This window comes from Nitrosomonas mobilis, assembly GCF_900103035.1.
Classification (GTDB): Bacteria; Pseudomonadota; Gammaproteobacteria; order Burkholderiales; family Nitrosomonadaceae; genus Nitrosomonas; species Nitrosomonas mobilis.
The window spans coordinates 1-21,400 of sequence record NZ_FMWO01000040.1 but is presented as its reverse complement, the minus strand read 5'-3'; the positions used below and the strand labels follow the sequence as shown (position 1 = coordinate 21,400).

Annotated in this window: 27 protein-coding genes and 2 pseudogenes; 9 read left to right on the top strand and 20 right to left on the bottom strand. The window is 46.8% G+C overall.

The features are described from left to right. Positions 1 to 99: 99 nt before the first annotated feature. The 4 genes from NSMM_RS04240 to NSMM_RS04230 all read right to left on the bottom strand — a co-directional run bounded on the left by NSMM_RS04240 (position 100) and on the right by NSMM_RS04230 (position 2,211). Positions 100 to 369 (bottom strand): hypothetical protein, encoded by a 270-nt coding sequence (locus NSMM_RS04240; protein ID WP_090284932.1) that lies wholly within the window; start codon positions 367 to 369, stop codon positions 100 to 102. Further along, positions 366 to 971, bottom strand: coding sequence for a RadC family protein (gene radC, locus NSMM_RS16855; RefSeq protein WP_218121001.1), 606 nt, complete (start codon positions 969 to 971; stop codon positions 366 to 368). The genes NSMM_RS04240 and radC overlap by 4 nt, the downstream gene beginning before the upstream one ends. Positions 972 to 1,259: 288 nt before the next feature. Further along, positions 1,260 to 1,424: a hypothetical protein gene (locus NSMM_RS15545; protein ID WP_176753852.1), complete on the bottom strand. Its 165-nt coding sequence runs from the start codon at positions 1,422 to 1,424 to the stop codon at positions 1,260 to 1,262. A 4-nt stretch (positions 1,425 to 1,428) separates the two neighbouring features. Further along, positions 1,429 to 2,211: an ArdC-like ssDNA-binding domain-containing protein gene (locus tag NSMM_RS04230; protein ID WP_090284930.1), complete on the bottom strand. Its 783-nt coding sequence runs from the start codon at positions 2,209 to 2,211 to the stop codon at positions 1,429 to 1,431. Positions 2,212 to 2,303: 92 nt separating this feature from the next. Here NSMM_RS04230 and NSMM_RS15075 point away from each other — a divergent pair, with 92 nt between their 5' ends. Continuing rightward, positions 2,304 to 2,657 carry a hypothetical protein gene (locus tag NSMM_RS15075; protein ID WP_143001853.1) on the top strand — a complete coding sequence of 118 codons (354 nt, stop codon included), beginning with the start codon at positions 2,304 to 2,306 and terminating at the stop codon, positions 2,655 to 2,657. A gap of 24 nt (positions 2,658 to 2,681) precedes the next feature. Here the strand turns inward: NSMM_RS15075 and NSMM_RS15070 are convergent, their stop codons facing one another. From NSMM_RS15070 to NSMM_RS04190, 7 genes are all read right to left on the bottom strand, one after another. Next, positions 2,682 to 2,924, bottom strand: a complete 243-nt coding sequence (locus NSMM_RS15070) for a hypothetical protein (RefSeq protein WP_143001852.1) — start codon at positions 2,922 to 2,924, stop codon at positions 2,682 to 2,684. 456 nt (positions 2,925 to 3,380) lie between these two features. Further along, positions 3,381 to 4,436 carry a recombinase RecT gene (locus NSMM_RS04215; RefSeq protein WP_090284925.1) on the bottom strand — a complete coding sequence of 352 codons (1,056 nt, stop codon included), beginning with the start codon at positions 4,434 to 4,436 and terminating at the stop codon, positions 3,381 to 3,383. Positions 4,437 to 4,704: 268 nt separating this feature from the next. Beyond that, complete coding sequence (locus tag NSMM_RS04210) at positions 4,705 to 5,793, bottom strand: DUF7146 domain-containing protein (RefSeq protein ID WP_090284923.1); 1,089 nt, start codon at positions 5,791 to 5,793, stop codon at positions 4,705 to 4,707. 76 nt (positions 5,794 to 5,869) lie between these two features. Beyond that, entirely contained in the window at positions 5,870 to 6,202 is a 333-nt protein-coding gene (locus NSMM_RS04205) for a hypothetical protein (RefSeq protein ID WP_090284921.1), read from the bottom strand. Between the two features lie 10 nt (positions 6,203 to 6,212). Continuing rightward, positions 6,213 to 6,602 carry a single-stranded DNA-binding protein gene (locus NSMM_RS04200; protein WP_090284919.1) on the bottom strand — a complete coding sequence of 130 codons (390 nt, stop codon included), beginning with the start codon at positions 6,600 to 6,602 and terminating at the stop codon, positions 6,213 to 6,215. Between the two features lie 317 nt (positions 6,603 to 6,919). Further along, on the bottom strand, positions 6,920 to 7,801 hold the full coding sequence (locus tag NSMM_RS04195) for a PD-(D/E)XK nuclease-like domain-containing protein (protein WP_090284916.1): 882 nt from the start codon (positions 7,799 to 7,801) through the stop codon (positions 6,920 to 6,922). 355 nt (positions 7,802 to 8,156) lie between these two features. Continuing rightward, complete coding sequence (locus NSMM_RS04190; RefSeq protein WP_245654679.1) at positions 8,157 to 8,540, bottom strand: recombinase family protein; 384 nt, start codon at positions 8,538 to 8,540, stop codon at positions 8,157 to 8,159. Positions 8,541 to 8,849: 309 nt separating this feature from the next. Here NSMM_RS04190 and NSMM_RS04185 point away from each other — a divergent pair. The 5 genes and pseudogenes from NSMM_RS04185 to NSMM_RS04165 form a co-directional block, all read left to right on the top strand. After that, positions 8,850 to 9,518 (top strand): annotated as a pseudogene (locus NSMM_RS04185) (IS1595 family transposase); the annotation flags it as partial. Between the two features lie 247 nt (positions 9,519 to 9,765). Further along, positions 9,766 to 10,035 (top strand): ribbon-helix-helix domain-containing protein, encoded by a 270-nt coding sequence (locus NSMM_RS04180; protein WP_090284914.1) that lies wholly within the window; start codon positions 9,766 to 9,768, stop codon positions 10,033 to 10,035. After that, positions 10,004 to 10,303, top strand: coding sequence for a type II toxin-antitoxin system RelE/ParE family toxin (locus NSMM_RS04175; RefSeq protein ID WP_090284912.1), 300 nt, complete (start codon positions 10,004 to 10,006; stop codon positions 10,301 to 10,303). The genes NSMM_RS04180 and NSMM_RS04175 overlap by 32 nt, the downstream gene beginning before the upstream one ends. 59 nt (positions 10,304 to 10,362) lie before the next feature. Then, positions 10,363 to 10,719: a DUF1428 domain-containing protein gene (locus NSMM_RS04170; RefSeq protein ID WP_090284910.1), complete on the top strand. Its 357-nt coding sequence runs from the start codon at positions 10,363 to 10,365 to the stop codon at positions 10,717 to 10,719. Positions 10,720 to 10,855: 136 nt separating this feature from the next. Further along, a pseudogene (locus NSMM_RS04165) lies at positions 10,856 to 10,987 on the top strand (IS256 family transposase); the annotation flags it as partial. Between the two features lie 66 nt (positions 10,988 to 11,053). Here the strand turns inward: NSMM_RS04165 and NSMM_RS04160 are convergent. From NSMM_RS04160 to NSMM_RS04125, 8 genes are all read right to left on the bottom strand, one after another. After that, entirely contained in the window at positions 11,054 to 11,440 is a 387-nt protein-coding gene (locus NSMM_RS04160) for a hypothetical protein (protein WP_090284906.1), read from the bottom strand. A gap of 11 nt (positions 11,441 to 11,451) precedes the next feature. After that, complete coding sequence (locus NSMM_RS04155) at positions 11,452 to 12,237, bottom strand: hypothetical protein (RefSeq protein ID WP_090284904.1); 786 nt, start codon at positions 12,235 to 12,237, stop codon at positions 11,452 to 11,454. Next, the gene (traN, locus tag NSMM_RS04150; protein ID WP_090284902.1) at positions 12,212 to 14,182 is read right to left on the bottom strand and encodes a conjugal transfer protein TraN; all 1,971 of its coding nucleotides are present in this window, start codon (positions 14,180 to 14,182) and stop codon (positions 12,212 to 12,214) included. Before traN ends, NSMM_RS04155 begins: the two co-directional genes overlap by 26 nt. After that, positions 14,179 to 14,931, bottom strand: coding sequence for a type-F conjugative transfer system pilin assembly protein TrbC (trbC, locus tag NSMM_RS04145; RefSeq protein ID WP_090284900.1), 753 nt, complete (start codon positions 14,929 to 14,931; stop codon positions 14,179 to 14,181). Before trbC ends, traN begins: the two co-directional genes overlap by 4 nt. A 76-nt stretch (positions 14,932 to 15,007) precedes the next feature. Beyond that, entirely contained in the window at positions 15,008 to 16,021 is a 1,014-nt protein-coding gene (gene traU, locus NSMM_RS04140) for a conjugal transfer pilus assembly protein TraU (protein WP_090284898.1), read from the bottom strand. Beyond that, positions 16,005 to 16,628: a type-F conjugative transfer system protein TraW gene (gene traW, locus NSMM_RS04135; RefSeq protein ID WP_090284896.1), complete on the bottom strand. Its 624-nt coding sequence runs from the start codon at positions 16,626 to 16,628 to the stop codon at positions 16,005 to 16,007. Before traW ends, traU begins: the two co-directional genes overlap by 17 nt. Beyond that, positions 16,625 to 18,697 (bottom strand): MobH family relaxase, encoded by a 2,073-nt coding sequence (gene mobH, locus NSMM_RS04130; RefSeq protein ID WP_176753851.1) that lies wholly within the window; start codon positions 18,695 to 18,697, stop codon positions 16,625 to 16,627. The genes traW and mobH overlap by 4 nt, the downstream gene beginning before the upstream one ends. A gap of 2 nt (positions 18,698 to 18,699) precedes the next feature. After that, positions 18,700 to 19,200, bottom strand: a complete 501-nt coding sequence (locus tag NSMM_RS04125; RefSeq protein ID WP_090284892.1) for a S26 family signal peptidase — start codon at positions 19,198 to 19,200, stop codon at positions 18,700 to 18,702. A 134-nt stretch (positions 19,201 to 19,334) separates the two neighbouring features. On the opposite strand from NSMM_RS04125, the gene NSMM_RS04120 reads away from it, so the two are divergent. The 3 genes from NSMM_RS04120 (at position 19,335) to NSMM_RS16970 (ending at position 20,662) form a co-directional block, all read left to right on the top strand. Further along, the gene (locus NSMM_RS04120; protein ID WP_090284890.1) at positions 19,335 to 20,003 is read left to right on the top strand and encodes an AcaB family transcriptional regulator; all 669 of its coding nucleotides are present in this window, start codon (positions 19,335 to 19,337) and stop codon (positions 20,001 to 20,003) included. A gap of 72 nt (positions 20,004 to 20,075) precedes the next feature. After that, on the top strand, positions 20,076 to 20,396 hold the full coding sequence (locus tag NSMM_RS04115; RefSeq protein ID WP_090284888.1) for a hypothetical protein: 321 nt from the start codon (positions 20,076 to 20,078) through the stop codon (positions 20,394 to 20,396). Beyond that, entirely contained in the window at positions 20,384 to 20,662 is a 279-nt protein-coding gene (locus NSMM_RS16970) for a DUF2569 family protein (RefSeq protein WP_176753850.1), read from the top strand. Before NSMM_RS04115 ends, NSMM_RS16970 begins: the two co-directional genes overlap by 13 nt. Before the next feature lie 93 nt (positions 20,663 to 20,755). On the opposite strand, the gene NSMM_RS04105 is transcribed toward NSMM_RS16970, so the two are convergent. Continuing rightward, positions 20,756 to 21,400 (bottom strand): IS6 family transposase (locus NSMM_RS04105; RefSeq protein WP_090284884.1); only part of this gene is annotated, 645 nt, incomplete at its 5' end.

The window sequence follows — 21,400 nt, the reverse complement described above, 5'->3', positions numbered from 1 at the left end:
TGGTAAGATGTTGGTGGCAAGCCGGTAGATAATGGCACAAAAGACAAAAAATAGTATTAATTCACCCCCAGCAGAAAATCTGCCAGAGGTGAATTGTGGCTATAACGGCAACTTGTAACGATAATGATCGAAGCTGCGAATTCTGGAATATTCGGAATGATATTCACGAAACTCAGGTTCGATGCCACGGTCTCTCATTGCCTTCAGGAATAAGGACAAGTCCACATCCTCTTCGAGATAAGCATAATCACCGCGCTGATAACTGAAAGAAGAAATCTTCTCTGCAATATCAAGCTCGGCAAGTATACTTTTTTGTACCCTGAGCCAGCCATGACCGGCATCAGCATAAAAGCTAAATACCCTTTTCATAACAACCCCCTTTCGGCAAAAGATACACCGGAAGAATTTGCTATTACGATGTGATCCAGTAGCTTTACGTCCACGAGATCAAGGGTTTTTTTGAGACCCACCGTCAACTGAATGTCTGCCGACGATGGATCAAGAAGACCAGATGGGTGATTGTGAGCCAGAATGACCGCCGCTGCATTTACGGCGAGCGCCTGTTTCACAATTTCCCTTGGATAAACGCTGGCCTGGTTGATCGTACCCCTAGATATTTCTTCGGCTGTGATCAGTCTGTGCTGCGAATCCAGCCAGAGGCACCAGAAAACTTCGTGCTCAAGATTTCCAATCATGGTGCATAACCATTTTTTAGAAACATCCGGAGAGGAAAATGATTCTCCAGAAGTCATCTGTTCCAGGAAGCAGCGGGAAATAAGCTCCTTTGCTGCTCCCAAGTTTGGATGAAGATGGTAGTAAGTATGATGTTCACCGCTTGATACCATTACTGATCTTGGATTCATGAAACCAAACAGCTCGGAGAGGTATTTGGTTCCAAGGTTGCTGGCTAATTCTTCACCGACGAGCAATGTCAGAAGTTCGATATTGCTCATTTGGTTGAACTGCTTCATGATGCAACTCCTTTGAAAAAAAGAGGCACCAAGCTCCCAACAGGGGGGATGATGCCCCTGTATGGGAAAAGGTATGCTTTGAGAAGCGTACCCAGCTTGATTGCTGATTGTTTGACTTCCTCAGCTTGGAAGATCAGCCATGGATAACCACGGGCATGAATTCTGCTTTCCTGAGGGCACCTCAATGCGCTCAGGAAAGCACAGATAGATAGCTATATAGCTATCTATCTGTTGGTGAACCGCCGGAAGTATCGACAATCATGTTGTCACTTCCAGCGGTTCAGGTTTCTACAATACCTGCTGCGCCATAACATCGGCTTGCAGAGATTCATCGATGGCTCGCTGTACTAAACCATCCTGATCAAAATACATGCCCCGTATCGTGTAGGGTGCATCACGAAGTTCGGATATGGCATGCAACAGCCCGCGTATTCTGGATTCAATTGTGTTCATGATTTCATCCTCTATGGCCAGCGGACAATATTCTGTCGGCAGCACCAAAAATGCGTCGGATATTTTTATCTGAAAGAGAACCAGGAGCTGAGTTCGACATCCAGTACTGGATAAATCCCCGACTTTCTTCCAGTCCAGGCAGGCCGAGCGATGCGCAGCACAAATAGGCTACCGACTCTGCCTCAACTTCATAGATTGCCTTCTCCAAAAGCAGATAATCGACCAGTATTGATTCTTCGGAGTGCAGCAGGCAATGTGCTATTTCATGAAAAGAAGTTTTGAATGGCAGCCGATTGAGTGGATTAATCGCGATCAAGCTTTCGCGTGGAACTGCATATCCCATGCTGTTGCCATCAAAACCAACAAAAACTTCTTCTCTGATGCCAAGTCGGGATAGCGCCATTTCCCTGTCCCATTCGGGAATGATAATTTCAGGAACAGGATCACCATCCGTCTGATACAGGCTGAACCAAAATTTTTTCAGCATGAATCCTTTATGAATTTTATCGGTTTCGTCATTCTCATCACTGGCTTCATTCCTTTTCCAGATGGTTAAAGGCATGATCAATGACAAGGCTTTTTCGCCTTTCTTGACCTTGCGGCCAAGTTCTTTCCAGCGGTTGAAGCTGGCGATGGGTGAAATAGGTAACCCGCGCGGAACAAGCTGCTTAATTGCAAGCACCCTGTTGCTGAGTGAGTAGTTGTGCATGGCAAAGTACGCTTCAGACAATTTACCAGGCATCGAAAGCGCATCATGCAGCAAGAGATTCCAATCAACTTTTTCCATTATGGTGTCTCCAAAAAGAAGCGGAAACACCATGCCCCTGCGGGGAGTGATGTCCCCGCTTGAGGTTATGGTAAGCGTGATAGACTAATTACATGAATAAAAAATGTAATTCATCGTTCTCGCTCATAGTTGGCGGCAAGGATGAACAAGATCAGAAGAAATATCTCCTGTTCAACCAGCCTTGGATATTCCGTCGAGATGAATTTGAAGATCTTTGCGAGCATTTTCAATTATCTCGATCAGAAGTATTTGACTTGTGCCTGGAAAGAATCAGGCACAGAGCCATGGTCAGTGATGAGGCGGCCGGAGTGTTTGCCATCATGGAGGGAAGAAGTAACGCTTCCGACATTCTGGCAAAAATGCGGCGTATGAGCTTCATGCCCGGAACTTCCGAGCAACAAGCTCCTCCTCAGTCAACCGAATCAGGTGACATAGATCCTGCTTGAGATCCGAATCACTGATGTGGTCTTTTATGTTGAGAGCTTCGTCCCGACGAGCAAGAAGCTCACGATCTGATGCCTGTTCAAGCCACCTGTAAAATGCTGCCATATCGAACAAGATACCCATAACAATCTCCATTCGGTAATGCCGGAAAACCTGTCCTTATCGGGTACGGGTATTTCTCGTGGATTGAAGAAGATTGTTCCTGGCAGCAGCATTCCTACCTGTGATACAAATACCCCTGCGTAACCATGTAGGAGTATCGTACTCACGCCATTCATCGTTTAGCGAAAATACAAGAGTTGTTTCCAGCCATTGGACCGGCTGAAACTCCTTTTTCTTACTTTTACAATGTATCCAGGAAAACACTGCTTTTATAGAAAACAATATTTCCATGATGTTGCTCCTTGATAATGCGGAGACACCATGCCCCTGCGGGGATAATGTCCCCGCGGGATTAATGAATGACACCCGGCTGCCCGGATGCTTATTGATTTGCTGATTGTTTGACTTCCTCAGCTTGGAAGATCAGCCATGGATAACCACGGGCATGAATTCTGCTTTCCTGAGGGCACCTCAATGCGCTCAGGAAAGCATTGATAGATATATAGCTATCAGGAAATACAGATAGCTTGATATGTTGATATATAGCTATCTATCAGGGAAACCCCTACGCCGAGGCATAGGGGAGGGCGGTTCAAGTAATAGATATATAGATAGCTATATATCTATTTTGATTCTATGGAATCTCTAATACGGCGGTAATGACGCATCAGAAATTCGAGGTCAGTATCAGCAAAGTCTGCTTCTAGCCGGATATAAATTTCGTCCAATTGGTCATAAGTCTTTGCTTTTTCCAGAGCCAGTATCGCAGCCTGTAATACCGGATTACTGATTTCTGCTTCAGATGCTTTTGCAGCATCAGACTTCTTGACAGCAGGCGGCATTTCTACCTTTACCTCGCTGGATTCTTCCTCATCGAAATTATCTGGCACAAATTCTCCTGTGGCAGCATCGATGAGATTGAGATGCTGATCTTTGCCTTGCTCGAATGCTGCATCAAGTGACAAGGCGGTAGCCAGCTCCGGCGATTTTGGCAAATATTTGCATAACCGCCGGATTGCGGTTTTCAGACCCATTGCGGTGAAATCAGAATCCCATACAGAATCCTTTTTACTCCGTTTTGCTGCCTGATATCCGCGTGAATTGTCGCGGATACGCTCAACCTCCGTGACACCCATGGCAACGAATGTCCGGCTACCGTCTTTAAAGACGCCAACCGCGTAAAAACCAGCGATTGGTCCGCGTTCATCGTCGGTTGCCGGGAAACCGCATGATCCTTGCATGGGTACGTGTTCAAGACTCCTTTCCAAGCCCAGATTCAAGTTGAACTGATCGTTCATCCTGACTTCGTGCGCGTAGATGTCCTGTACAAACCCACTCTGCCGTGCCAGCTTGATCAGTCCGGTATAACCTGGAATCAACTGGCATTCGTTCTTGAATGGAACGAGATGCGCTTCTCCCATCAAGCCGACTTCCAGCCCCAGTTGCGAGGACTGGACGATCGCTGCAAATACCGAACGTGGATCGCATTCGGCCAGTCGCGGATTCATACGAAAAGCAGTCAGGGCAATTCGTGTCATCCGATCCGGATTGATATGCCTGGGTAATGCACGTGCAATCTCTGCTTTGAATTTATCCAGCATGACCGGGAAATTCTTTGGTTCGTTTTCATTGTTACCTGACTGAGAACGATTGATGTTTTTCAGTGTTTGAAAAGCCATGATGTTGCTCCTTGATAATGCGGAGACACCATGCCCCTGCGGGAATAATGCCCCCGCTTAGGGTGAAATGAATATAAAACACCCGGCAGAAATAAATTCGTCAGGCGTGGTTGTTTACTGATTATTTGGATTCGCCAGTTACGAATATCGTCTTCCATGATTACTCACGGCAGATGAATACAGTGACTATCCGAAGCATTTTCATGGAAAATGCTTCGGATAGTCATCGAAGGATGATGCCCCACCCGTTGGGCGGGGCTATCCTGGTTCAGGCAGACTTTTGCCCAAACCTGTTTTCTTCAAGATCAACGACTGGAAACCCCTGCTTTCCCTGCTTGAAAAGCACGTCATTCCAATCAATAGATTTCTGACCTTGCGCAATCTTTGTAGAGGGCATGAATATCGAAGTTATGAATCCTTCCCGCCACAAACGCATGGTCAAATTTCTTGCGGCTTCCTGGCCATGACCCTTGGGGTGCTGATCAGTCCCAATATCCTTATCGGCAAAGACAAGAACACGAGACACTTCTTCAGGTGGCACAAAGGTTTCCAGCAAAGTGGCATTAATCACGCACCATGTTGGAATGCCTGTTCCCTCAATTACCGAAAGAGCCGTTTCCAGTCCTTCGGCAATGGCGAGTGTTTGCGTATCCGACCTGGTTAGCCGGATGGCGCCGCCGGTTATCTGACGTTCACCTGTTGGATAGCCCATTAATTTCCTGGGCGAATGAACCGGTGCTTTTCTGCCATCTACCGTAATATAAGTACGATGAATGGTGACAGGCCTGCCTTCTGCATCACTGACCATGGCAACAATCGCAGGAAATCTGCCGACAAGTTTTCGATTGTCATAGTAGGCAAGCGATGGGTGAAATCTTGCCGATCCTTCCGCAGGAAGTATGGATATTCCCCTTCTCGCCAGATAGAGACGTGCTGGCCCTGCCTCTGTATCGTAAAGACTTAGCGATTCATGCCAAACACGATTGAGTGCCTGGCGGAGCTTTTCATCGTTATGGCCGAAATTCCTGGCATTAATTGATGCCCTTCGTATAGCCGGGTTTTCCTGACTACCAAATCCGAGATGATCCGCGACCGCCTGCAAGGTGGTTTTGAAATCCCAGCCATTCAGCCACATGATGGTGTTAAAACCATCGTTGTTGAAACCACAGGTATTGCATACGGTTCCGCCTGTGATCGCAACATTTTTGAATACTCGAAAACCATCTTTGCCTCCATGAACAGGGCATGGCACATGACGACCCTTGTGCTTTAAGGCAACGATAGACTGAGGTGCAAGGGCAGTGAGAATTTCTTCCCATCTACCCATTGCCAAAGGCTTTAAATCAATTGCTTTCATTTGATTCTCCTTGAGGAAAACCAGCCGAGGTGCATCCCGGACGGGGACGAATCCCCGGCTGGGAATGGAATGACAATCAATGATGGCAATTTAATTGTCTGATTTCTGCAACGTAGCGACGAATAACCTCCGCATCCGTCGCTGTAGTAACGCCACACTCGATCCGATGCAAAACCTTCTCAAAAAATGGGTTATTTTCTGCGCAGGTAAACTCCAGACACTCGGTCATGCGGCCTTCGTAATTAATGAACAGGATTTCATTCCTGTATCCAATTACAGACAACCCGGATTCAATCTGCCAGACTTTCGCGTTGGCAGCTTCCTCCGGGAAGTTCTTTTCAAGATCAGCCCAGTCATTTCTGACAAGGGCGTTTTTCCAGAGGGTAGGAAGGATGGCTTTATGATTCATACCAGTCTCCTCAAAAAGGACCAGAATTGTCATCAAAGTCAGCAGTTTGTTTATCTTTACTGCCGACGCTCTGTTTCTTGCCGTCTGGCAGCATTTTCATGCTGTCAGCGACAACCTCGGTTGCGTAACGGGTTTCACCTTCCTTATCCCAGGACCGGGTTTGAAGCCGACCTTCGATATAAACCAGTGATCCTTTCTTCAGATACTCATCAGTAATTTCAGCGAGCTTTCCGAAGAAAACGACGTTGTGCCATTCCGTTCTTTCCTGCTTCACACCAGCTTTGTCTTTCCAGTTTTCACTGGTAGCAATACGGGTGCGAGTGATCGCTTCACCTTGCTGGGTGTAGCGAATCTCCGGGTCAGAACCCAGATAACCAATAAGTTGAATTCTATTCAACATGATTTACTCCTTATTTTTAGAAAAAGCCGGACATGACACCATCCCCAACCGGGAACAATGTTTACCCGGCAGGGTTTGAAATAAACAACCGGTTGCCCGATTGCCTGGAAATTGCTGCTCGTTTAGGAAGGCCAGCTACCTTCATGTCCCTTGGCCATAGCCAGAGAGAACAATCCTGTTTTCCTCAGTACACCTCGATGCGCTCAGGAAAACAGTCATGGATGTATAGCTATATAGCTATCAATATAGCTGGTTGCTAGGACACCCCTACGCCGGAGCATAGGGGTGGTGGTTAAGAGATATAGTTAGCTATATAGCTAATCTTCCAGGGTAAAACTGGATGCCCAGCGTGGTAAATCGATTCTCTCGATCTCGCCCGCAGGCTGATAGGACGGGTAGTAACCTTCCTTGCGACACCATTGAAGTAATTCCAGTGCTGCACGATATTTGGCGCGACCAATCTCGATCATTTCAAGGCTGGCCTCATAGACCGCCGTTGCATGTGGCGCATCATTCTCAATAGCGATGAAGTAGAACCCAACTTTTCTACCAGTCAGTTTTTCCAATCCATCGGTGTAGTAGGCTGCCTGCACGTCGTAGCCAAATTTGGCAATTGATTTGGCAAATACTTCCCTGCTTGAATCGACACAGGTCTTGATGTCGATCAGGCCAGTAATGAGTTCACCTCTCTTTGCCAGAAAATCTGGACGGATTTTGCAAGCAATGCCGGTTTCCTGGTCTGTCCAGAATCCTGACATTTCTGCCTCGCCTTGCGCAAGCAGGAATTTTGCACCTTTGTGCTCCTGTGCAGCAGAAGCCATCTTTAGAATGGATTCCATCTGTTCGGCACTCAGCGCTGTTTTTTCTGCATTGGCGGTTTCCCATGCCTCAGCTTGAGATTTACCGTCTTTGGTACGCCGATCAAACTTAGGCGCGACGACATAGCTTTGCTTGAAAACCTCCGGCTCAAGCAAGGCTGCATGGAAAGCGCTTCCAAGCTGCTTTGCGGGTGTCGGCTTACGTGGACTGGTCGCGTAATCGATGTAATGCGCAGGCGAGCGCATTAATTTCAACAGACTTGAGTGTCCAATCGCCGGGTTACTGTGATATTCCTCAGCCGGTAGCGACTGAAGTATTCCCTGATGAGCACTGTTATCAGGTATTAATTGGCTTATGGATGCTACGAATGATGTTTTCATGATGATGCTCCTGAAAACACGGAGACACCATGATCCCTGCGGGGAGGAAGATGTCCCCGTGGGATTGATGAATGACAAGCCGTAAAGCCTGTCATAAGATGAAGAACTAAGATTGCTGATTGTTTGACTTCCTCAGCTTGGAAGACCAGACCCTTTACTAGAAGGGACGAGACGATATTATTCTATAGCAAAATTCTTATTTTTCGCAAATTATTTTAATTCGATAAATGGCTGAATGTCTAAAGTTGAGTTATTTATTTTAACTGCTCAAATTTTCAGCAACCTAGTAAATAACTTGTTTCACAATCGATTACTCTGTTCATGCGGTGTGTTATCCACAGAAAATGTGGAAGAATTATTTGATAGAATGCAAATCAGAGTCTGTGGAATGTCTTCCCAGATAATCGTACAGTGCAGACCGTTTGTTATTGAACTTCCGACATACGGATGCCTTGCTTGCAACGGATTGCAGGGCATGAGCAATCGCAGTCATTTTTTCATCATCAACCGCTCTGGGTCGCCCACCTTTTCTCCCTCTTGTTCTTGCTGATTCCAATCCCGCCAGAATGCGCTCTCTGACGAGGGCGCTCTCATACTGAGCAAGAGCACCAAAAATACTGAACAGTAATTCACCATTTGGAGTGGAGGTGTCTATCTGCTCAGTGAGAGAGCGGAAAGCCACATTACGTTTCTGGAGATCAACCACGATTTTCAGGAGCTGCGATAACGATCTTCCCAATCTGTCGAGTTTTCAGACCACCAGACATTCACCAGGCTGGACATATTCCAACACGTTTATCAGTCCTTCACGATCTTCCCTTGCGCCACTGGCCTTGTCCTCAAATATGTTTCTAGGGCCGGTGCCGGAATTAATCAGTGCATCTCTTTGTAGTTTTGTTCAAATGCTCTCGCTACCCCTGGCCAGCGTGCCAACGTCACCATCACCGTGTGAAATCGCATCCCGCCGATGTGTGATAGACGGAACCAACTCGTTTAGGGGTCGACTCAGAAAACAGAAAAAATTGTACGCTAAGCATTTGTCGAGGCTAGTCAGGCCAAGACCGGTTTGTCATCCCTGGCGCTCAAGCGCCAGCTGGGAGTGAGCTATCCTACGGCATGGTTGATACATCACAAACTGATGCAGGCGATGGCTAATCGTGAGGAGCGCTATGTCCTTGATGGCAGAATCCAGGTCGATGATGCTTATCTTGGTGGAGAGCGTGCGGGAGGAAAAGCGGGTAGAGGTTCAGAGAATAAGGTGCCCATTGTTGCCGCTGTGTCTCTGACTGAGGATGATCACCCTTTGCGCGTGAGGCTTACCCCAGTCTCGGGATTTACGCTAAAGGCAATTTCAGCCTGGGCAAAGGATTGTCTGGCGCCCGGCTGCACGGTGTTCTCGGATGCCTTGGCCTGCTTTGGTGCCGTCACCAAAATTGGCTGTAGCCACCATTTTACAGTTATCGCCGGACGCAAACCAAAGGAGACTCCCGAGTTCCGGTGGATCAATACTATCCTCGGCAATCTCAAGACCAGCTTGTCGGGTTGTTACCATACGTTCAACTTCCGCAAGTATGCCGTTCGCTATCTTGCCGCCTTCAGTTACCAATTCAACCGGCGTTTTGATCTTTGCTCACTGCACGAACGATTGCTGATCGCCGCTGCTTCGACCACTCCGCAGTCCTTGCACTCTATTCGAATGGCTGACGTTCGTTGCTAATCAGGAATAATTTTTGCAAGATTTTTTTAAACCTGTTTTGCAATAGATGGTTTAAAAGGGTGAAACCGCCGTTTACGATGTGATTGCGTGGGGAAAAATCACAGTAGAAATTACCGATTTGGTAATAGTGTCCGTTTTCGAACCCTTATACGTTTTCTGAAGAAGCCGTATTTTCCCTGTTGCGATTGGGTGCTTTTCGGGTGTATATTGGAACTTAACTAAATAGTTTGAATTGAGGGACAATACCATGACAAAGCAATCAGTTAACTTTACATCGCCCAATGACGATTGGCTTAATGCTAAGGTTGCGAGTAAAGAATATTCAAACAAAACGGATGTTATAAACGATCTTATTCGCCGTGAGCGTGAGCGTGAGGAAAAATTTCAAACGCTTAAAGCTGCGATTGAAGAAGGTTTAGCCAGTGGGATTAGTGAGAATAGTGTGCCTGATATTATGAAACGCGTAGAAAAGAGAATGATAGAAAATGGCACGCTACCAGATACAGACAGAAGCTGACCTAGATATTGATAAAATTTATGAAGACGGGATAGAAACGTGGGGACTAGCACAAGCTAGAAGTTATGTACTTGGTTTGCATGAACGCTTTGAATTTCTTGCTGACAATCCAAATATAGGCGTAAATTCAGACGAACTTACACCTAATCTACAGCGTTTTCGCTATGGCCGTCATGTTGTTTTCTTTATCAACACAGACACCGGAATTATAATTGTTCGTGTATTGGGTGAAGAGATGGATTTTAAACGCCATATAGATGAAAAATAGAGTGTGCTTCATATTACAAAATTGGTAATAATGAACGTATTTAGCGAAAGGAAAAGCAAATGAGCTATATACAAGGATTTCTTGTACCAGTTCCAACCAAAAACAAAGACGCATATCAAAAACTAGCGGAAAAATCCGCGCCTATTTTTCAAGAATATGGTGCATTAAAAATCGTTGAGGCATGGGGTGATAGTGTGCCTGATGGTAAAGTCACTGATTTTAAGCGTGCCGTGAAAGCAAAAGATGAAGAAACAGTTGTTTTTTCATGGATTGAATGGCCGGATAAGGAAACGTACGAAGCCGCGGCGAAGGCGATGGAATCTGATCCAAGATGGAAAGATATGCCTGAAATGCCGTTTGATGGAAAACGTATGATGTGGGCTGGTTTTGATCCAATTTTTGTGACAGAAAGCTAAGCTTCTTCGAGTGTTTCAAAAACAATTATGTTTTCCATGCAATCGACTGGAAAAGAGATATGTTCATGGATAATTTTTCCATGTGCTATCAATTTTTTTAAAACAACATGTACCAAGTAGCCATGAATTAGCCATATTTCGGTCATCCCTGGTGCCGCCGTATGTACGGAAGACCGTTATGCTAGAGGCGGCGTTACCCTGGCTGTATTTGAAGGGTGTTTCGACTGGAGAAATGGCCACCGCATTGGAAGTTTTGGTTGGTCCTGAAGTAGGATGAAATGATGAATATCTTGAAGCGAGTAGTGGCAGACCAGCAAAAGACTGAAGATGGATGTTAGTTGCCAAGCATTTGGCTCTGTTTTGCAGGCGCATCGCCGTCTCTGCAAAGATTGATGCCATAGCTCACATCAAAATCCTTCGGCTCACCTGATTTTGTCTGCGCTCCAGTTTGATTGAGGTGGAGATTGAGGCGTTTGCAGCCTGGTTGATCGAATTCTGCCAGTGTTGTCACTGTGGCAATAACTGGCTGTTGTGATCCGGTTGTCTGCCGAAAAAATCCTGCCATCGGTCCCGAAACAATCCCGCTGACTGTACCATCCGGTGCATCAATTGCCTTTATCAGCAACGGCTTTATGTTGGGATAGGTCGGCATTCCTGCCATGGCTTGCCAGGAGAAAAGTACCGGGAATAAAAGTACCAGCAGATGAGTTATTTTTGCCATAGTTTTCACTATTATTTGCTAACTCCCAGTTCAATTGCTGCGCGTTCAATAGCTGCGCGCAACAAGGTTTCTGGATGTTCGGGCTGAGTAGAAGCAATATAGATGTCGAATCCAACAACCTGATTTCCAATTGACCTGTTGGATGCAATAGAAAATCTGAGGCCAGCCAATCCCTCCTTAATATTGTTTTGTGAAGCGATGCCAGTCGCCGTTCCGATAACCCCCATTGCTGCTCCAGCAATAATCCCACCTAATCCGCTACCTAGTGATGATCCAAGTGAAATTGGATTTGCTCCCATGTAGAAATTAGCCCCATTGTTTGTCGCTTTATCTACAAGTTTTGCCATTTTATCGATTTGTTTTTTTGTAGACTCTCCTGGCAAAAGTAACGGTTTGACGACAGGCGGCTCCTCGCGCATCGATAAAAGATATTCTGCCGTATAGGGCATTGCACGGCCATCTTCCTTGAATGGCATGGTAATAAAGGATATGACAAACATTATGTAATCTGCATTATCTTTCTCGGAGGTAACAAAAAATCCGTTTTCGCCAAATAATCTTGACGTAAGCGGCAAATGTGGCGGTCTAATGCCTGATTCGCTAACTACATAGATGGATTTGTTTGCATCAAAATTACGTGAACTGAATACAGCAGTTTTATCCATTACCAATGAATGGATGCTTGAATTTGAAAGAGGAGCATGTTCAACAATCGATTGACAGCTTACCGTCAAAAAAATCAGAAAAAATGAAACGATTTGTTTTGAAGAATTATTCAATCTGATGACCCGTGTCATAGTAATTTTGTGTCCTTCTTGTGATTACGTCTCTTGCGTTATCGGATAGATCCGACGTATTCGGCAGTCTCACGGCTGTCATAACCTCGCGTGAGAACTCAGATAAATCAAGTGCTGCGAAATTGATCGACGCAAATTCGGCATGGGAGAATCCCGCGCAATTTGCGTTTTTGGCGCTTCCCCATGATTTTCCGATTTGCGCTCTTCCCTGGGAATTGATGATGCGGCCAAGGCGACTGTTATAGCAGCAGTAGGAGCGAGTGCTTTGCAGGCAGACACCGAAGAATCTCTTTGAGCAGTACGATCCTACCCGGTGGCAAAGATTCTGCCCTTTCTTCATTGACAGTATCTGTTCATCAGGCTCACAGGACAGCAGTTCCTGAAGAACCATGATGGCAACCGCTATAGCAAAGGAAGTTGGGTCAAAACCGAATGCCACTCTACTACCAAACATGGTTGGTGTTCCTAATGGAATAATCGCTCCTTCCGCGCCTATAAGACTGGTTACAAACCCTGGTGCTGGTGTCGATCCAAGTGTTGCACTGAATCCAAAGTAACTCAATGATGGCGAGAATGCGCTTAATAATCCGCCAGAAGGAATCTTCAGTGGATCAACGCTCATCATTGCCGACATCCCCTTGATTATCCAGTTCGGCGCAGTGGAAGTATACAACGCATCGTAGAGATATTTGCTGCCGTAAGACAGCACATTCTTTCCTGCCTGAACCGTCAGATTGAACAGGAGATTATTGTTGAAAGTGCTGCCACCAGAGCTTCCGGAACAGCAGTTCATGATGCCACCAAGCTTTATGCGGCACTTACCTCTGTCACCGTCGAAAATACGCCAGGTGTTTTCATTCAGGTAGACACCGGCTTCCCTGGTTGCCTCAACCAATGACATCGCCTGCGCAAAATCGGTGTCATTCTGATGACCGGTGTTGAAGCAGTTGCCATTGATACAGAATTTCTGGCCTGAGCAGTCAAGAAACGTGCTGTCCATAGATGGCGCTGTTCTGCAGCTATAGATTCTTTCCTGATCGACACATATCTGCTGCTCATTGATCGTTACGGTCTGCTGACACGCAGCATCCGACTGATAAGTGCATTCCGGATCATTATCAAAAATCAGGCATTCCGTATGATCTTCAACGCCAGTTAGTCCAACATATCCCCGCTTCTGGGTAAAACATCCGTCTGGTGCAACATCCGCCAAACTGATTTCCGGAGGCAGTGGGAATGGAGGTACTTTCGATACACATTCACTGCCGACATACTCATAGTTTGGATTGTTATGCCACTGGCCGCAGACGCTCATGTCGTAATCGCTCGAAACCAGCACATGAATGATCCCGCCAGTAACGGAGTCTTGCTGTTGAGCGATTACAATATCCCGTGGAGCCAGGCACTCATGCGGTGCAACTTCCTTGATTAAGGCGCAGGATTTTTCTGCATAAACCGCTGGAACAGTGTTCGTCTGAGCAACACACTGACCATCGTTATTCGAAGTAATACCGGTGTTTTGGAAAACGGCAGGCGCATTGTTTCTGGCATTGCGGGTATTTTGCAGAACAGGATCATCAGGCGCGAGCGGAACATGTTGCACGGTTTGTCGGTGGTCAACGATGAAATTGACCGCATCACATTCCTGATCGAACATGGCGTTGCCGGTTGGAATATATCCAGCACAATTATTTACCTTATCCAGACCTGGCTGGGTGAGCTGTCCCTGGCCATCCTGGAATAGACTGGCTTCGGCAGGTGGCATACCGTAATAATCCAGTTTGTCAGCTATCGTCTGTTCATTGACTCCCGAAAAAATAGCTGCATTTCTGCTATCGGCTAATGCCTTGGCATCCTCGAAAGCACTATTCATATCATCAGCGAAAATTGCACCGGACAGCCCCAAAAACAGCCCGATCAGCATCAGGTGCAGATTATATTTCACTGGATTCCGCGAACGATTCGTGAGTGGAAAGATCTGGCCACCATCGACCAGTCAGGGCTTGTGCGCTCTATGTATTCGAGCGCATAGTCGAGCGACACATCACCGCTAACCTTGACAAAGGTCTGTGGTTTTGAGCAACCGTTATCCATTACCTTGCCCGCTTCCTGGCTGGCCAGGACAAAAGCAGGTACGCGGGTCACACCGAATTGCTGGAAAGCAGGCGGATGGATGGCGACATGCACGTTGCGACCATCCAGGATGGCCTTGACAGCCTCCCCCATTTTCATCATTGAGTCATCTTTCAGTCCACGAAACAGTAATGTAGCACCTGCTTTTTCCGCCTGGTCAGCAAGCTTGCGTAACGCTGCTTCCGGCATCGAGAGGGACACCAATATCAGGAGATCGAGCGAGTGCATTTTTTCAGCACTAGCTTCACCTATATCCCTGAATTTCTCGGCAATGGTAGTAATGTCATCTGCTGGAAAAGCTGGCTGCGGCAAGGCGTCCATGTCGGGCATTTGCGGTATGGCAATCGCGTTATTTTTCTCAAGTGTATCGAGCTGCTGCATAGCCTTACGCCCACGACTAGAGGCATTCCGGATGTCCTCGTCATCAGGCAGACGTACCAACGGTTTGTGCTCAGTAGACGTATTACCTGGAAAAAGGTGTTCCTGCGCCAAAGGGAGTGACGGCAGGAACACTAAGGTTGCGACTACGGCGACAAAAAACAGGAACCGGTTATTTCTCATTACTCACTCTCATGCATATAAAGACAGCTATATAGCTATCTTTATATATATATAGCTATATATATTGCTATATATATCATTCCCCCAGCACAATGGCACCCTGACAGCAGTTACGTTTCCTGAATATCTGATAGGAAAAGTCTTCACCCTGGATCGGAAATTCACGGCCAGCGCCCCACAATACGGTTGATCGTCCGAGTGGCTGGCAACATTTGCCCGCAATTTTCAGGGTTTGTGGGACGGGATAGAGCATCTGGTACTTGTAGCCAGTCTTGTCCATCACTGGCTGCGGGGTATAGCCACATACTGAATTGTTACCAGCAGCGGACCACATCAGCAGCTCGCGGTGCAACTTGGCGATAATACGGTTCACCATCAGACTGGATGCCTGGACGCTGCCAATATGTGCCTGAATGTTGCCGTTCAAAGGATGCAAACTGCCCTGGCACCCTGCGCACCAGAAAAAAAGGTTGTTGGGAAAACCGGCAGTTGCCGCGACGCAATCAGCTGCACAGGCAGCCCGCGCGGGTAGATTGCCAAACAGAAAGATTTCCGGGGTGAGTAGTGCAGTTAATTCATCATCCTTCCACATTGGATCGAGTTCGGTCAGGTAAGCAATGTCGAATCCAACATTCTCCAGACAGCCATTATCGAGTATGGTTTGTAAAAAGAATATGATCGGATCTACATACCAATGTACCTGATAGAAAGACGCCTGATCCATCCCGTCACGCCGGTTTCTTGAGGCAACCGGCGCATCAAAACCAGGATTCATGCTGATACCACCGAGACTGGTCAGGCAGAACGGATCACGTACCACATCAACACGCCTGACCGGTTCCCAAAAACTCACATGAATGCCTGCTCTTGGGGGGTTGCCGCACGCGCAGGCAATATCCTCTGGATTAGGCGTATCTTCCTGTTCAAGTGATGAAATGGAAATACCGGCAATGCGGATCGGGAATATACATGACCAGCAAATATCGGTAATCGGATTGGCAAACCTGCCGGTACAGGTGGCAGCATGGGATGCATTGCAAATGCCGATCAGCAGCAAGGCAAAAAACAGTTTTTTAGAGACGGATTTCATCTATTCTCAGCCTTTTGCCTTCCTGTCTGACCGTAGAAGGTGAGTGGGTGATTTTGAAGCGTTTTGACAACGCGCCTCCCTGGTCAAAAAATACTTCCCGCTGCCATTCGCGCATCAGTTCCAGTGGCGCACCAGCAATCAGTATGGGTTTGACTGGCATCTCCGCCGATTTGATATAACGCTCAACGAAGGCTTTCTCACGCTTATTGTCACTATTGAAAAACACCAGTATCTTGCCAAAACCAATATAGTCGAGGGGGTTGACCTTAAAGCCCGCCTTGAACATCACCCGGCCATGTTCGTCCACGACATCCCGATCAAGCGTAAAAGAGAGATCAACGTAAAAAGTTTTGTTGGTTCCAGATGTGCTGATACCTGCAACCGGTTGTGGTCGCTCGATACCTGAAATCACCTGTTTTTTATAGTTTTCCTCCAGATCGGCAAGCTCACCGCTTTTTTCCATATTTTTGAACCTGGTCTGCATCGCCTCGATTAGATCGCGCTCCTGTATGGGATACGTTGGCCCAATCACATCCAGGTCTTCGGCCATGAGTTGTCCGACAAGCAATACAAGCAAGCAGCAGGCGAGCATATGAATATGTCTCATAGTTTTAACCGGATCAATGTGCCTTCACTCGACAACCTGTCTGGGTTGTCTTTGACGAGACTGTTCAGAAAAACCACGGTAAACCGGTATCCTGCCGCCCTGACTGACTTTGCCAGCAATTTTCGGTCGAGAACCAACCAGCCATCCTGATCAGCCTTTATATCTTCTAGTTGAGCGATTGCGATAAGTTCTTTCAGTGCAGGGAAACCTCGCTTACCAGTTGTACTTTCTGGTTTAACTGAAGATTCCTCAGGTGAAGGTGCAGGTTGCTGCAACGGTAACGACGGTTTTTTATCTGTTTCAGGTTTGACGCTCATCGATGTTATTTCTCTGGAACTGGATACCGGCTTGCAAGACATCCCGGACAGAGAAGCACTGATACTTTTTTCCAGCCGAATGGCCTTAGTAATCTGGCCATTGATTTCAGCATCGACTACCTTCTTCCAGGGTGTCACAGGATCGATCCACAACCATTTTTGATCAGATAGCGCATCCAGAATGTTCTTTAGCGGCAGAGCACAATCACTAAAAGCATCCGGCCAGCGGATCAGTAGATACCCGTTATCATCAAGCAGAACATCCTGTCCCCATTGTTTGCGTTTCGATGCGACAGCATCACGTAATACTTGTAGTATCCTACCTGATTCATTGTCAGGAAAATCCAGCTCCAATTCATTCGGTAATACTGGCAATGCTGGCTGTGACAGCGAAGCAGCCTCTTTCTTAGCAGGCTGGTTTGTCTGTAAGGTTGCTGGTGGTTCTTGGTTTACCTCAACGATGACTGAACTCTTAACAGATGGTGACTGGGTGGCCGCTTCTGGTGCTTCCAACTGCACACAAGTATCATCGATCACTTCTCCTTCTACCGTTTGTAATGGCATTGCGGATACGATCACGTCATCTTTCAGGCGTATTGCCTGCAAGCGAATATCCTTGATCTTCTCCTTGAGGCAGGCAGGCGCAATTTTCCAGTAAGGTGACTGGCCTTCTTTGATCTGCGCAATATCGCGCTCGACCAGCATGTCGAGAATTCCTTCCGAGGTACGCGCCAGCCCCAGCATCCGTTCTTCACGGATGACTCTTGCGATATCCTCACCCGCAGCAGGCCAGACAAGATAGGTGCTGCCGGAGAGTTTCCACACCCGCGCTCCTGGTTCATTGATCGTCCAGACACCCTCTTTGGTCAGGCGGCGCATGATGTCGGTCAGTATGCGCTCTACCGGCACGCCCAGATCATAGCCCGCCATAGTTGCGCCGATGGTTTTGAGATCGCGCTCGACACTGGCCTGGTCAGCCCTGATCACCAGATCGAATATGGGGTTGGTGACAGATGGGTTGGAATTCAGGGATTCCATCAACCAGATGATGAGTTCAATGCTGCCTTCCTCAATCCAGGCAAGCGCCTCGGTCCCGATGATTCTGTCTGCGACCAGATTCGCCATGGCGGTATGCTGGCGGTTACGCCCTTCACGCCAATCAAGAAAATAGGTGGTAACTTTCTGTCGGGTTGCCCAGGCATGCAGGCTTTCCCGGATCGGTCGCCAGATAGCAGATCGATCATGATTGGTGATGGTCATGTCGGTTACAGGCTTGCCAGCATCGTGACACAGGGCTGCAAGGAATGTCACCAGTTGCAATCGTGGTTCCAGCTCTCTACGTTTTGCGGGAGTCTGTGCAATGTCCAGTAAAACCTTTTCCGAAGATTGCAGCGCATACAGCGCAACTTCCAGGGAATGCCTGAATAATCCACCTGCACCGCGATGATGATGGGATTGTGAAGCAGGCAAAAGATGAGCGTAAGACGAGAATTTCTCGATAACCGGACGGTAATACTGGTTGAATTGCGTCTGTGTAATGCCGGTCGTGTTTTTGATACGTTCAATGAGTGCTGTCTGGGTATGCAGGAGCTTTTCAACCGGAATGACCGGTAGCCCCTGCATAAACGGGGGGTAACGAGGAATATCCTTGTCTTGCCAGTGCCTGGCTGCCGGTACAAGATGGTTAGGTGATGCTTTGTCACCGTCTGGTAACAACAACAGTTTTAGAAACCTCAGCAGACTCGTCAACATGATCAAAAAACCCTGATGGCGCGTCCAATGATCTGGTTCCGGCGAACCCATCCAACAAGCTCATATCTCGAATCGAGGCTGTCTGGATGGGTGGCGTATACGTAGTAATGGTCTTCAGGGATGATTCCAGTCGGACCGCGTTTTATTGGTACGCCGGTGCTGGAGTAGGGTTTTGCTCTACCAAAAAAAACATTGTCTACGAAATAATCATGAGTGACGGGGTCTGCTTCCTTGGATGAGACGATCGATCCAGGTATTCCCTTGACTATTTTGACAAAGACAGCTCCCTTACTATAGAAGGCATCACCTTCGTACAGAAAAGCGATCATTTCATTCGGAGCTGGTTTAAACGCCTTGTTTTTTTCAATCAGATAAAAAATTCCTGGTAAGGAATTGGTCACATTCAGTGAGACGGCATAACCTCTCCCAAAAGCGGTACAACCCACCAGTATCCAGAGGTACAGCGGATAATATTTTGCGAAATGATTACAAAGTTTGTTCATGCGCACATGCTACGAACATTGCATGTGAAAAACTACCCCCGATAAGTGACAAATTCAGGGCACTTATCGGGGGTAGTTTAAGAAATCACTAAAAAGGATAATCAAGACTTTGCCATCAACATCAAGGAAAAGACATGGAAAACAAAACGGCCAGCAGTCGTCCATATATGTCGCAAAAATTGCCATTGCAATCTTTCCATGCGCAGCAAACGTTCAAGAGAGGGTTTGATGTTTATACTGAATCGATCTATTCCTTGAGTGTCGTGCTGCGTGCGTTCGCGGACGAATATCAGGTGCGCGAGATGGAGGGATTAATCGACGAGAAACTAAGCAAGGCTCAGGCTGACATTCGCAATGAAATAGTCAGACTCGAAAAAATTGCCGAGAACAATGGAATTACGCTTGAAAGTGTCAGTTACTCACAACCCGTGATAGTGGAGGCGAAGATATCCTCCCATAGATCGGCACGTTATGCGAACATCATCCGTGAATTCGATAACCTTATTACCAAGCTCGATGCAGTCTGGTTATCCGGTCTGGTTCCTGACAGTGACTATTCGAGAGTAACCTATGAATGGAAACGAAGAATACTCAGGATCGCTACCCATGTCAGGGGAATCGTGCGCCAGGCGATGATCGAATCCAGAAAAAAAGCGCAGCAGGAAAATATCGTTGATGTTCCTGCTGTCAGTGAAGCAACTATAAAGGGAGCGGCAGACACAAAACAATCTGCTGGATCAACAGAGCCAAAAGATACATCCCCGGGTGCATTTTCCTGGCTAAGCCGAAACCAGCAAGCCTAACTGGATTGGATTAGTCGAGGTCCAATATTCTTGACGTATATATTACGTTAGGTACTTTCAATGGAGCCCTCAATGGACAAACCATCAATGCTGATTGATTTTCTTCCGCTTGTGATAATCATTGTAATCACATGGATGATTGCACACGGCATAAAAAACATTGCAAACAAATACCCTCCTGCCGCGCCAGAACAAAGCGGCGTTTCAGGGGTTGGTGGCTGGTTGTTGCTGCTAGTCACTGGGCTCATGTTTCTAGTTCCCCTAATGAGGGCGGTAAACATAAATACGGACTTTATGATAGTTGAAGATCAATATCCAAATTTAGAATCAGTCGCAGCATTGGGTATATACAATCCGCGACCTGCGGGACATTCTTGCTTGTGTGTTACCTGAGTTTTTATGCCGGGCTCGGCCTCATTAAGGAACGCAGCTTATCAGCAGTAAAGCGCACAAAAATTACCCTCTGGGTAATTGGGCCAATCGCAAGCTTCATACTGAGGATATTCATCCCTGTCATGATCTTTGGAAAATCTGAGCCTGGCCCACAGTTCGTCGGAAATATGATTGATTCAATTTTTGCCGCAGCAATCTTGACTGCTTACCTTTCAACATCAAAACGAATTAAGGCCACTTATGGCATCACTACGCCAAGTATCTAACATTGTGGTCAAGAGGAATCGACCATGGCAACTCGTTACCTGGCTCTGTTGCAAAAAATAGCGTTGGCTAGAGTAAATCTCTGATATTTTTGATTATGCGGTGTAAATATCGAATTGTCTTTCAATAAGACGGATTTCTCCTATGAGACCTTGCCCATATTTCCATGCATCCATCTGTCCTTTCTTGAACATGTGCATGAGTTCAAACCCCTTGATCGTTGCATAGGCGGTCTTCATGGATTTGAACCCGCGTACGGGATTTATCAGCTGTTTGAGTTTTCCATGATCAGCCTCGACAATATTGTTCAAGTACTTTACCTGCCGGTGTACCGTATCCTCAGGGCATTTCCCTTCTTCCTTCAACTCATCAATGGCAGGACCGAAAGTCGGCGCTTTATCTGTATTAATCGTCTGCGGATGTGCCCATGGTTTTATGGATTTGAGCGCTTTGCCTAGAAACCGTTTGGCGGCTTTCTTATTACGGGTAGGTGAAAGATAGAAATCAATCGTGTCACTGTGCTTATCAATAGCTCGGTACAAATATGTCCATTTCCCTTTAACCTTGACATAGGTTTCATCTACCCGCCAGCTGTAGCCCATCGTCGGCTTGTAGTACCACCGCATGCGTTTTTCCATTTCGGGTGCATAATGTTGAACCCAACGATAAAGCGTTGTGTGATCGACTTCAAATCCACGCTCCAACATCATTTCTTCCAATTCACGATAGCTAATTCCGTA